Below are 12,936 nucleotides of genomic sequence, written 5' to 3'. Positions count from 1 at the left end.
GAGTTTCTCTGTTTTTTCTTAACTTTTGATTGACTTAAGTAGATGGCATAATTTATCAAACTGACTATAGATAAAAACAAATATTAATAATAAATTTTTTCTTTTACATTTAGTAATTGACAATTAACCCTTAACAATCGACAATAAACAATATTTTTTTAGGATAATAACTTTTTTTTGAGTGTATTATGTTAGTTCCTCCTCCATTACAGAAAGGTGATACCTTAATTGCGATCGCACCTAGTGGTACATTAAGAGAAAGAGAAAAGGAAAGATTTAAAGAAGGATTAAAGATTTGGCAAGAAAGAGGTTATAAAATTGTTTTAGAGGAGAATTATGAGGCAAGAGAGGGGTATTTGGCTGGAAATGACACTATTCGCCGTAAAGCCTTAGAAACAGCATGGACAAACCCTAAATATAAAGGAATAATTTGCGTAAGAGGTGGTTATGGGGGGGCAAGATTATTGGAAAATTGGCAATGGGCAAATATTAACCCACCGAAATGGTTAATCGGTTTTTCTGATATCACAAGCCTGTTATGGAGTCTTTATAATGAGAACATTATCAGTCTTCATGGTCCAGTTTTAACCACTATTGCTCAAGAGTCTCAATGGTCAATAGAGCGTTTATTTAATTATATTGAAGGAGAAAAGTTGCCGAGCTTACAAGGAAGGGGATGGGGGAGTAAAAAAGCCATAGGAAAGTTATTACCTGCTAATTTAACGGTGGCAACCCACCTTTTATGTACCCCTGTATGTCCCGACTTTAATGACGTAATTTTAGCCTTAGAAGATGTGCAGGAAGCACCCTATAAGATTGATCGCATGATTACCCAGTGGCGTTTAATGGGCATTTTGGACAAAGTTAAGGGAGTTGTTTTAGGGCGTTTTAGTGGTTGTGATGCTCCCGAAAATATCCCCAGTTGGACTGTGGAACAAGTGTGGTGCGATCGTTTTCAGGGGTTAGAGATACCAATTATCAGTGACTTACCTTTTGGGCATGATGGGGATAATGCCTGTTTACCAGTAGGAGGAAAAGTAGAAATAGATGGAGAAACAGGGATTTTAAGTTTTCTTTAATTACCTAATTTCATAGACTTTTGGCAAAATAAACTGGAAAAGATAAAGGGTAACGATGTACAGAGCAAAGTTAAAAGGGCAAGGGGCAAGGGGCAAAGGGCAGAGGTAAATAGTTGATAATTAAAAGGTGACAGGTTTCAGGTTTCAGGTTTCAGGTGTTAGATGTTAGAAAATTTCCGAATTTTTAATTCTCCCTACTCCCTACTCCCCACTCCCCTACTTTTATAAAACCCCTAACTCCTAACTCCTAACTCATTTCCCTAACACCTGAAACCGTCAAACCTATCCTTATCCGATATTCTTAAACCGACTTGAGATTATTTAGGGATAAAAACCTAGAGTGGGCAAACCGAGATTTTCTTCCCATCCCATCATAATATTTAAACATTGTACGGCTTGTCCTGCTTGTCCTTTAATTAAGTTATCAATGGCTGACATGACAATTACTCTGCCCGTACGAGGATCAACTTCGATACCTATATAACCAACATTTGTACCACAAGCCCATTTTGTTTGGGGATAAATTCCTTTGTCTAAAACTTCTACAAAAATGGAGTTACGGTAGAAGGCTTTATAAACAGTAATTATATCATCGGTCACTAATCCGGGATCAGTTAATGTACCGTAAACAGTGGCGAGAATTCCTCTCGGCATAGGGATAAGATGGGGAGTAAATTGAATTTTTACATCTCTACGGGCTAAATCTGAGCAAATTTGTTCAATTTCTGGGGTATGGCGATGTTTTGCTACTCCATAAGCTCCCAATGAACCATCTGCTTCTGCTAAAAGCAAATTTATTTTTCCTTGTCTTCCTCCTCCTGATGTTCCAGATTTTGCGTCGATAATAATTGTTTCTGGTAAAACTAAACCCTGTTTTAATAAGGGGGCTAAGGCTAACAAACTAGCAGTAGGGTAACATCCGGGGCAACCAATTAAACTACTATTTTTGATTTGTTCTCGATATAATTCAGGTAAGCCATATACTGCGGTGGATGCTATATCTTTATCTTCTCTTTCGGTTTTATACCATGCTGTATAGGTGTCTAGGTTTTTGAAGCGGTAATCGGCGGATAAGTCTAATACTTTACAGCCTTTGGCAATTAATTGAGGGGCAAAGCCACAGGCTAAACCGTTAGGAAGTCCTAGAAAGACTACTTGACAACGAGATGCGATCGCATCTAAGTCGATAGGTTCTATTTTTGTTTTGACTTTATTATATAGATGAGGATATAGATCGCCATAATTTTTTCCAGCACTACTATCACCCCCTAAATAAACAACCTCTACCTCTGGATGCTCTAATAGTAACCTAACTAATTGTACGCCACCATAACCAGACGCACCTACAATCCCCACAGAAACTTTACCTGAATTACTCATAATTGCTGAAGACGATAAATTTAATCACACTTTTGCTGAATTTTAATACGAAACCTACAAATTCGATCGCCTCTTTTAGAAAAAATAGGGTCACAATAAATAGGGGCTAAGAGTAAAAGTAAAATAAGCCAATAGAATCTTGGTAAAATTGATAAAAATTGATCTATTCTGGTGTGATAGTGAATAAGTTTTGATTATGAATATTAATTCTTCGCTGAAAATTTTATTACTCTCATCTCCTGCTATGATTGGAACTCTTTTTCTTAATCTAGTTTATGGAGATTCAGTTCAAGCCTTAGATATACCAAACTCTGAAGGTTCTATTTCTGCCTCTAATCCTAGCCCTAGTAACTTAAACTGCAATCGCAGTGTTTGTACTGGGAATCAATATTTAGCGGCTTTTCCCCAAATTAATCAACAAGAGTCTGTTAATCAATTCCCGAATGTAGAACAAAATGAAGAAGGACATCTACTATTAGAAGTAACAGAAGAAGAAAGCGATACCGCAGTGCAAATGTTTGGCTGTGACTGTGTTAAAGCAATTAATGCTTTACGACAATTAAGAGGTATTCCCGTGGGAGTAGAAGGCGATCGCATTTTGCCCGGTCCCCTAATTCGTCCCTGTACCCAAAGACTACCTTCTGCTTAAGAATTGAGTATGACTTAAATTAAAAATATTAAGATTGTATCTGGGTATTATGGTGTTGAGGTGACCTATATTGTCAACTTTTAGTTGTCAATGAGTAAATTTTTTAGTTGATTGTCAACCCTTTTTTTGTTTTTGATCTCTAACTTTTAATGATTGAATGACTGTATTTTTTGTTGGTGCTGGTATTGGTGATATTGATCATTTGACAGTAAAAGCTCATCGTCTCATTTCTCAAGCGGACGTTATTATCTATGATGCTTTGATTAATCGTCAAATTCTTCAGCTTGTGCCAAAAAATTGTTTGCAAATCCCTGTAGGCAAAAGAGGAGGAAAAGCAAGTACTCCCCAAGAAGCTATTAATCAACTATTGGCACAATATGCACCCGTATATAAAACTATAATCAGACTCAAAGGAGGTGATCCGGGGATATTTGGCAGAATAAATCCAGAAATTGAAACTTTACAAGCTATTAATGCAGATTATGAACTTATACCGGGGATTTCTTCTTCTATTGCCGCTCCCTTATTAGCCAATATATTTCTCACAGAAAAAAAAGATAGTCATGGTTTTATGGTTGTTACAGGACATGATTCTAATTTATTAAATTGGCAAGTCCTCAGTCAAGTTAACACTCTTGTTATTTTAATGGGTAGTAGAAATTTACCTGTTATTGTCGATAAACTCCAAGAGTACGGGCGATCGCATCTTTTTCCCATTGCGATTATTAAACAAGCAGGAAGCAATCAACAACAGATATGGAAAGGCACACTAGGTAATATTATTGAGCAAACAGTTAATATTTCTTTATCTCCCTGCATTATTGTTATTGGTAAAGTGGTTAGATAAATAAGGAAGGGTAATGAGTGAATAGATTTCAAAAAGGCAAAATTAAAGGGCAAGGGGCAAAGGTAAATAGTTGATGATAATTAATAACTTCTAACTTCTAACTCCTAACCCCGAACTCCGTACCGCTTTGTGGAACGAGTGCAGCGAACTCTCATTTCCCTAGCACCCTAACACCCCAATCATCTGTGAAATTATTACATAACATATATTATAGAGTCTAATAATGTCCAATTATCGAGAATCATATCCCTTAGCAGGAGAAACAATTTTAATTACCCGTGCCTATCAAAGTGGAAATAGTTTTCGGCAAATGTTAGAAGCCAAAGGGGCGACAGTTTTGGAAATGCCAGCGTTGGAAATTAAGCCTCCTTCTAGTTGGCAACCCCTAGATAAAGCAATTAATCATATTAGTGATTTTCATTGGTTGATTCTGACTTCTGCTAATGGGGTTGAGTATTTCTTGGAAAGGTTACATCATCTTGGTAAGAATATTAATCATCTCAAAAACTTAAAAATAGCTGTGGTGGGTAAAAAAACTGCTCATTTTTTGGAGAAATATAATATATCCCCTGACTTTATCCCACCTGATTTTATCGCTGATTCTCTTGTGATTAATTTTCCTGAAAGTATTGAGGGCAAAAAAATTTTATTTCCCAGGGTAGAAACGGGAGGTAGAGAGATTTTAGTACAAGAATTAACCCAACAAGGGGGGGAAGTTGTGGAAATACCTGCTTATCAATCCACTTGTCCTGATACCATAGATGATATAGTTTGGGATGCTTTAGTAAAAGAAGTTATTAGTATTATTACCTTTGCTAGTTCTAAAACTGTCCGTAATTTTCATTATCTTGTAACTCAAGCCTTACAAACAACTCCCCAGTTAACTTTATCATCATTATTAACAGAAGTTGCGATCGCATCTATAGGTCCTCAAACATCTATGACTTGTCAAGAATTGTTAGGTAAAGTTGATATTGAAGCCCAAGAATATACTCTGGAAGGATTAGTCGATTCTCTGACGAAAAAGCAATACACCCCATAAATCATCCAAAATTATGACCTTGTTGGGTGTAGCAAAATTTACTAATATTTCATAGTTTGTCATTGTTTCCGATTGTTGGATCAGATTTTTGGATCATTAATTATGAATAATATATTAGCCATTGGGGAGGCATTATTTGATTTTTTTCCCCATAAAAAAGTTTTAGGAGGTGCTCCTGTTAATTTTAGTGTTAACTGTGTACAACTAGGGGCAGAAGTGACCCTGTTAACGAGAATTGGGCAAGATATTTTAGGAGCGAAAATTGCCAAAAATTTACATCAAAAAGGGGTTAATTCTGATTATATACAATGGGATCAAGAAAAAGAAACAGGCAAAGTAATTGTTAATTTAAGCAAAAGTGGAGAGCCAAGCTATCTTATTAAAGAAAATGTTGCTTGGGATTACTTAGCTTTAGATAATAATTTACTCAATAATTTGCACAATTACCAGGTTCTATATTTTGGTACTTTAGCTCAAAGAAATATTGTCAGCCGTCAAACTATAAACACTATTATCAGTCAATTTAAAGGGATAAAATTTTTAGATTTAAACTTGCGTAATCCGATAATTAATCAACAAATAATTCTACAAAGTATTTATCATACTAATATTCTCAAACTTAATTTATTTGAAGCAGAATATCTCATTAATCATCTTAAATTCGATCGCAATCTTTCAACTTGGTTAAATAATTATCAATTAGATTTAATAGTTTTAACTCAGGGAGAGAAAGGCACTAAATGGATTGATAAAACTGGAGAGTATAGTGGAGAAATATCGAGAGCAACAAAAGATATTAATGCAGATTCAGTAGGAGCAGGAGATGGAGTTTCGGCGGCTATTATAACAGGATATTTACAAGGTTTAAAACCTCTTGAAATCATTTCTAAAGCGAATCAAATTGGTGCTTATATTGCTAGTCATTCGGGAGCAATAGTTATTTTAAGTCAATTTCAATGATATTATTTAGGCTCTATTATGCTGAATATGTATATTATTGGTTAGGTTAAAAAATAAGGAATTATTTAATAATAATTTATAAACTTTTAGCTTTTATTTTGCTATAAAAACTGTTAAAAAAAGGTTAGAGAAATTATTTTGTCTTAATTAATCATAACTACTGGATAATAAACATTATCTCTGTTTTTTTCTAAAATATTTTTTTGATAAAATATAGCTTTTAATTAATAACAAACTATGAATTACTATATGTAATAAAAATTGTTTTCATACATTTTAGATTCTTGATTATAATAATTAAAGTCAGTATAAAAACCTTGGTTAATCAAAGGTTAAAAACTGCTTAATTTTTGATTAAGCTATAAATAACTTAATAACTTATGGGAGATAAACACTCAGATTTAATTCTAATCATTGACGATAATGCAACTTATAGAAAAGTCTTAGTGAAGATTTTAGAGCGAGAAAATTTTAAAACTTTTGAGTGTAAAAATGGCTATCAAGGCATAGAAAAAGCAATAGAAATACAGCCAAATTTAATCCTTTTGGATATAAAAATGCCTGAAATTAACGGATTTGAGACTTGTATTGAAATAAAAAAGAATAGTGCGATCGCAAATATCCCCATTATTTTTATGACCTCATTAGACGATTTGGAATATAAAATAAAGGGCTTAAAAATTGGAGGAGTTGATTATATAACTAAACCATTCCAACCAGAAGAAGTATTATATAGAGTAAAAATACATTTAAAATTGGTTAATGTAAACAAAACACTAAGCCATAAAAATAAACAATTAGAAGCAGAAATAAAAGCTAGAAAAAAAGCGGAGAAAAAGCTAATTAAATTGAATAAAAATTTGGAAGATAAAGTTAATGAAAAAACAAAAAATTTACATCAAGCATTATTAGAGTTAAGACAAAGAGAAAAGGAATTAGCATACAAAGCCTACTATGATGACTTAACAAAATTACCAAACCGTAATTGGCTTAATTCTTATTTAACTGATTTAATTCAAGAAGCAAACAATAAAAACCCGATTAATGCTGATATTTTCCATTCTATTCTCTTTATTGATTTAGATCGTTTTAAAGTAATTAATGACAGTTTAGGACATTTAATTGGAGATAAATTATTAATCTTAGTTGCGGAAAGATTGATTCATTTTTCTCCCGAAAATTCTCTCGTTAGTCGTTTTGGGGGGGATGAGTTTATTATTCTTTTACAAGATGATAAATGTATAAAAAATATAACTAATACTGTTAAATTACTTTTACAAGAATTACAAAAACCTTTTATTGTTAATAATTATAAATTATTTATTAATGCCAGTATTGGGGTAGCAATTCATAACTATCAAAAAGTAGATGTTACTAATATTTTAAGGGATGGAGATGTTGCCTTATATCAAGCAAAAAAAAATGGTAAAGGAACTTATGTTATTTTAGATGAAACTATCAGAAATCAGGCTTTATCTAGGCTAGAGTTGGAAAATGATTTAAGAAAGGCATTAGAAGAAGAAAAATTAGACTTATATTATCAACCGATTTTTTGCCTAAAAAATAACATTATTAAAGGCTTTGAAGCCCTAATTCGTTGGAATCATCCCCAATTTGGTTTTATTTCTCCACAATTATTTGTTTCCATTGCAGAGGAAATCGGCTTAATCAATTGGCTCAATGATTTTGTATTGACAAAAGCCTGTCACCAATTAGGAATTTGGTATTCATCTTTTCGGAATTTTACCCATATTTTTGTTAATGTTAATTTATCAATTATTAATTTATCTCAAAGTAATATTACAGAAAAAATAGATTCTTTTTTAAATCGAAAATTATTTCCTGAGAGTTGTTTAAAAATAGAAATTACTGAAGGGTATTTAGAAGACGCAACTTCTTCAACTTTTGACATTTTAAACAAGATAAATGATAGAGGTATTCACCTTTGTATCGATGATTTTGGTACGGGATATTCTTCCCTTAGTCGCTTACATTCTCTACCGATTAAAACCCTAAAAATAGATAAAAGTTTTGTGGATAAAATGAGTGCTGAGATGAGTAGTCAAACTATTATTAAAACGATTCTAGCCTTAGCTCATAGTTTGAAAATGGAAGTTGTGGCCGAAGGGGTAGAAAATAAAATGCAGAAAGACATTCTAACTTATCTTGGTTGTGACTTTGCTCAAGGTTATTTCTATTCTCCTCCTTTAGATGTCAATAGTGCCACTAATTTTTTAGCCTCAGTTTTTGAATAAACCTATGGAAAAAAATCATTTTAATCAGATAAATCAAGACCATTTTATTATAGAATTTTGACAACCTGAAATAACCCTCTGAGGTAGAGTCTTTTATTAAAGTAAACACTTCTTCTTGATGATTAATTATCAACAACTATGAAAACTAATACATTATCATTCGATCGCATTTTCAATCCTACAGGATGGTTACTTTTAATCTTGCTAACCGTAATTCTCTCTACACTTTCTTTTATATCCTTAGATAAAATTCAAACTCTGCCTCTGTGGATAGCAACACTCATTAGCGGTATATTAGGTTATATCGTTGTTCCCATACTACAGAAAATTAAAGCCTCTCAAATTATTCAAGAAGATGGCCCTCAAAGTCACCTCAAAAAAGCTGGAACTCCTACAATGGGCGGAATTTTCTTCATTCCCACTGGCTTAATTATTGCTCTAATCATGGCAAATTTCAGCCCTAATGTCACTGCTTTAGTATTACTAACTTTTGCCTATAGCTTTATCGGTTGGGTTGATGATTGGCAAATTTTGCGTAAAAAAACAAATTTAGGTTTAACCCCTAAACAAAAATTAATTTTACAGGTAGGTTTTGCCGTTATTTTTTGTGTCTGGATGTTTTTCACTCAACCTGCATCTATCACCAATGTTACTTTACCATTCAACATCATTTTGCCTCTAAGTTTTCTTTTTTGGTTTGTTGCCGTCTTCGTTATGGTAGCTGAAAGTAATGCTACTAACTTAACTGATGGAGTTGATGGATTAGCAGGAGGCACAGGTGCGATCGCATTTTTAGGTTTAGGAATATTAACCGCTAACTCCCATCCCGATTTACTTATTTTTTGTTTAGCCATTAGTGGTAGTTGTTTAGGATTTGTCTTACACAATCGCAATAAAGCCTCTGTATTTATGGGTGATACTGGCTCACTAGCTTTAGGGGCAGGGTTAGCAGGAGTGGGGATTTTAAGCGAAAACCTATGGGCTTTATTTATTATCAGCTTATTATTTTTTATTGAATCCTTATCGGTTATTGCTCAGGTAACATATTACAAAGCGACAAAAGACTCAGAAGGGAAAGGAAAAAGATTATTTAAAATGGCACCTATTCACCATCACTTAGAATTAAGCGGTTGGAGTGAAACACAAATAGTAGGTATTTTCTATATCATTAATACCATTTTAGTGTTGATGGTAGTCTCAATTAATAATTAGCAATTGATTGTCAGAGTGAGTTTCCCCTTAATCCCCCAATACCCCTCCCCTAAGCCTTCTTTCTCGTTAATACCTTAACCTTAATAAATAAAATTTAAGTTTATATATCAAGTGAAATATAATTTACTTAGTGAACTATAATTGATGAAAGACAAAGATAAATTAGTCAAATCAAAGTATTCAAAACAACCCGCCATAAGAAGAAAGTTGACATTTATTTAACATAAATTAGTTATTCTAGGTAAATCCATAATGAGTGAAGCACAGGAATTTCGTCACATTCTCGTAATTGAAGATAGGAAAGGTAGAAGAATCGTCTTTTTAGAAGAAAGCAACTACACTATCGGGCGAGATTCTCATAACCCTATTATTCTTTATGATTATCAAGTTTCAAGAACTCACGCCACTTTAATTCGTAAAATGGATGAAGAGGGAGAAAATTTTTCTTACCGCTTAATAGATGGAGATTTACAAGGAAAAAAAAGTACTAATGGTGTATTTGTCAACGGGCATTCAACTATTTCCCATGAATTAAAACATGGAGATAGTATTCGTTTTGGCACAGATGCAAAAGCTAATTATTATATTGTCCCTAGCGACTCTAGCATTGATCTTTTCAACCCAGAAAACTTAGACCGCATATCCGCTTCACGAGTAACTTTAACTAATCAGTCTAGCGAAACTATGATTAGTAAAGAAGAAAATTCAAGTAATCCTGAAGACCAACAAGAGTTGATTCGTTTAGCTTCATTCCCTGAATTAAGTCCAAATCCAATTATCGAGCTAGATTGGGAAGGAAATATTACTTATATAAATCCTGCCGCTAGTATTAAATTTGACACAATCCATGAGGATAAATTAGAGCATCCCATTCTTTCGGGTTTATTAACTGAGTATAATAATCGGCAAGGAAATTTATTTCTCAGAGAGGTGAAAATCGGCTCGGAAGTTTTTGAGCAGTATGTTCATTATTTGTCTGAAAAAAAACTGGTAAGAAGTTATATTTATGATTTTACTCAAAGAAAACAAACTGAAGCTCAATTAAAAGATAGTCAAGCTCGTTACCTTGCCATTCTTAAACATATTTCTGAGGGAGTTTTTCTTGCTTATGCTAGTAATCGCAGAATTATTGAAATCAACGATGGTTTTTCCAAATTGTTGGGATATTCTTCCGAAGACTTAAGTAATTTAACTCTTTACAATATTATTGCCAGTGATTTAACCAGTTTTAATAAAGATTTAACTCAAGTACAAGAAACGAAGCAAGATTTACTAGAAGAATATCTTTATCGTCGTCCTGATGGTACATTAGTTAATTTAGAATCAAGTGTGAGTTTAATTACTTATCAGAATAAAGAAATTTTTTGTTTTGTACTTCGTAATCCTAATAAGCAGGTAAGTTCTTCCCAAGACTATTCTAATTATTTAGCATTTCATGATGCTCTTTTAAATATTCCTAATCAAAATTTATTTGAACAACAATTAGAAATTGCGATCGCAAATGCCCAACGTTATCAATATCTAATGGGAGTATTATTTGCACAAATCGAAAACTGGCAAGAATATCAAAATCAACACCCAAAAGATGAAAGCGAGAAACTACTACAAAACTTTACTCAAATTTTTCAATCATGCCTTAGAACAGGTGATCTAATAGCTAGGTGGGATGAAGACAAATTTGCCGTCTTATTTCCCCATATCAGAGGGCCAAGAGATCCTGCTAGAATTACAAAAAAAATATCATCAACTCTTACTAGCTACTTACAAGAACAGACAGCCAATAAGCAAGTTAAACTAGAGCTAAAATTAAGTTTATTGATTTATCCCATAGATGGGGAAGACAAATCCTTAATCACCAAAAATGGTTTACTATCCCTTGAACAAGTAAAAATAAATAATCCTAATTATGGGGTAACGGGATTCAACCTCACTCCAAAAGGTGCTAGTCTTCTGAAACTAGAAAACTTAATTGGTACAGCCGTTAAAGAACAACAATTCTTCCTCTGCTATCAACCCCAAACAGATATTAATACAAGAGAACTAACTGGCTTAGAAACCTTACTGCGGTGGGAACATCCCGAATTAGGAAAAATTACTCCTCGTCACTTTTTGCGTTTGACAGAGGAAACTGATTTTATGTTGCCTTTAGGAGTTTGGATTTTACAAACCGCCACCATGCAGATGCACAAGTGGACTCAAGAAAATATTTCACCTCTACCCATTGGGGTTAACATTTCCGCCCGTCAATTCTGTCAACCCAACTTTTTAGAAACAATCACTAGAATTCTCGAACAAACTGGATTACCCGCCCATTTACTAGAACTAGAAATCACAGAAAACTGCTTCTTACAAAATCCCGACTATGCCTATCAAGTTTTAAATAAATTATCAGAACAAAAAGTTCGGCTCTGTTTTGATGGTTTTGGCAGTGGAACTTCTTCCCTTGTTTATTTACAAAAAGTCCCCTTTAACACTGTAAAAATTAGTCCCTCTATTATCACTCAATTAGATAGCAACCCTCAAAATCAATCTTTAGTGCAATGTATGAGTGCATTTTGTGAGGGTTATAATTCTCGTCTAGTAGCTGTAGGTGTGGAAAAACTAGAACAAATGGAATTATTGAGAAATTTGGGTTGTCATCAAATACAAGGTAATTTACTAAGTCGTCCTTTACCCTCTAAAGATATTGCCACTTTCTTAAATAAAGGAGAACACCAGTTAACTAATTCCTAATTACTAATTACTATTTAAGTAAATTTTTTTAGCCAAAATAGTTTTTCAGGTTAAATATACTTGATTATATTATTAACTATCAATAAAAAAAGAAGAATAGAATGTCAGACAATCCTAGTTTATTTTTGCCAGAATCTCAATTATTGATTCTTAATATAGTTTGTGCTTTAGCATGGGCTGATGATGAATTGAGTGAAGAAGAAACGGAAATACTATTAGAAAAGTTTAAGTCTAATCTTCCTCCCGAACCCGAACCGATTTACTTTGATGATCCTGATCCTTTTTATAATACGATGGGTCTATCTTCATTTAGCGTTGCTGAACAAACTCAAGCCAGAATTAATGCAGAAATTGCTTTTAAAGACATTTTAAATCGCTATAAACAAAATCCAATACCCCTTTCTGATTTAGTGTCTCAATTAAAAACTAATGAAGATCGTTGTTTAGCCGCCAAACTCGCCTATATGGTGATTAAAGCTAGTCCTGATAATGAAGGTAATTTAATTTGTCCTGATGAAAAAGCAGTATATCGTCAACTTATTCAACTGTTAAACCTTGATCCTGAAGTAGTGCAAAAAATAGAACAAAGAGCAGATTATGAGTTAGATAAATTTCAACATCCTTTTAAAGCCTTTATGGGAAATGTGAAAAAGTTTTTTCTGAAAAAAATTATTTAGTTATTATTTAGTTAACCTGAGTTCGGGATAAATTTTTATCCATGAGTGATGGAGAAAAGGGCAAAGGGCAAAGGGCAAGGGGCAAAGGTAAATAGTTGATAA

General features: G+C 33.2%; 10 protein-coding genes. 9 read left to right on the top strand and 1 reads right to left on the bottom strand.

The genetic code is table 11. The features are described from left to right. Positions 1 to 188 precede the first annotated feature (188 nt). Positions 189 to 1,079 carry an LD-carboxypeptidase gene (locus Dongsha4_RS10780; protein ID WP_330202397.1) on the top strand — a complete coding sequence of 297 codons (891 nt, stop codon included), beginning with the start codon at positions 189 to 191 and terminating at the stop codon, positions 1,077 to 1,079. A gap of 321 nt (positions 1,080 to 1,400) precedes the next feature. On the opposite strand, the gene argC is transcribed toward Dongsha4_RS10780, so the two are convergent. After that, positions 1,401 to 2,459 carry an N-acetyl-gamma-glutamyl-phosphate reductase gene (argC, locus tag Dongsha4_RS10775; RefSeq protein ID WP_330202396.1) on the bottom strand — a complete coding sequence of 353 codons (1,059 nt, stop codon included), beginning with the start codon at positions 2,457 to 2,459 and terminating at the stop codon, positions 1,401 to 1,403. A gap of 196 nt (positions 2,460 to 2,655) precedes the next feature. Between argC and Dongsha4_RS10770 the strand changes: the two genes are divergently transcribed. The 8 genes from Dongsha4_RS10770 to Dongsha4_RS10735 all read left to right on the top strand — a co-directional run bounded on the left by Dongsha4_RS10770 (position 2,656) and on the right by Dongsha4_RS10735 (position 12,834). Further along, complete coding sequence (locus tag Dongsha4_RS10770) at positions 2,656 to 3,108, top strand: hypothetical protein (protein WP_330202395.1); 453 nt, start codon at positions 2,656 to 2,658, stop codon at positions 3,106 to 3,108. 157 nt (positions 3,109 to 3,265) lie between these two features. Beyond that, complete coding sequence (gene cobA, locus Dongsha4_RS10765) at positions 3,266 to 3,955, top strand: uroporphyrinogen-III C-methyltransferase (RefSeq protein WP_330202394.1); 690 nt, start codon at positions 3,266 to 3,268, stop codon at positions 3,953 to 3,955. 223 nt (positions 3,956 to 4,178) lie between these two features. Next, complete coding sequence (locus Dongsha4_RS10760; RefSeq protein WP_330202393.1) at positions 4,179 to 4,997, top strand: uroporphyrinogen-III synthase; 819 nt, start codon at positions 4,179 to 4,181, stop codon at positions 4,995 to 4,997. A 102-nt stretch (positions 4,998 to 5,099) separates the two neighbouring features. Beyond that, the gene (locus Dongsha4_RS10755) at positions 5,100 to 5,957 is read left to right on the top strand and encodes a PfkB family carbohydrate kinase (RefSeq protein ID WP_330202392.1); all 858 of its coding nucleotides are present in this window, start codon (positions 5,100 to 5,102) and stop codon (positions 5,955 to 5,957) included. Positions 5,958 to 6,337: 380 nt separating this feature from the next. Further along, the gene (locus Dongsha4_RS10750; protein WP_330202391.1) at positions 6,338 to 8,212 is read left to right on the top strand and encodes an EAL domain-containing protein; all 1,875 of its coding nucleotides are present in this window, start codon (positions 6,338 to 6,340) and stop codon (positions 8,210 to 8,212) included. A 138-nt stretch (positions 8,213 to 8,350) separates the two neighbouring features. After that, positions 8,351 to 9,424: a phospho-N-acetylmuramoyl-pentapeptide-transferase gene (gene mraY, locus Dongsha4_RS10745; RefSeq protein WP_330202390.1), complete on the top strand. Its 1,074-nt coding sequence runs from the start codon at positions 8,351 to 8,353 to the stop codon at positions 9,422 to 9,424. Between the two features lie 252 nt (positions 9,425 to 9,676). Further along, entirely contained in the window at positions 9,677 to 12,157 is a 2,481-nt protein-coding gene (locus Dongsha4_RS10740) for an EAL domain-containing protein (protein WP_330202389.1), read from the top strand. 101 nt (positions 12,158 to 12,258) lie between these two features. Then, positions 12,259 to 12,834 carry a TerB family tellurite resistance protein gene (locus Dongsha4_RS10735; RefSeq protein ID WP_330202388.1) on the top strand — a complete coding sequence of 192 codons (576 nt, stop codon included), beginning with the start codon at positions 12,259 to 12,261 and terminating at the stop codon, positions 12,832 to 12,834. The last annotated feature ends 102 nt before the right edge of the window (positions 12,835 to 12,936 follow it).

Source organism: Cyanobacterium sp. Dongsha4, assembly GCF_036345015.1.
Taxonomy (GTDB): domain Bacteria; phylum Cyanobacteriota; class Cyanobacteriia; order Cyanobacteriales; family Cyanobacteriaceae; genus PCC-10605.
Note: the sequence above shows the minus strand (reverse complement) of the source record. Positions and strands in the feature narration are given on the sequence as shown.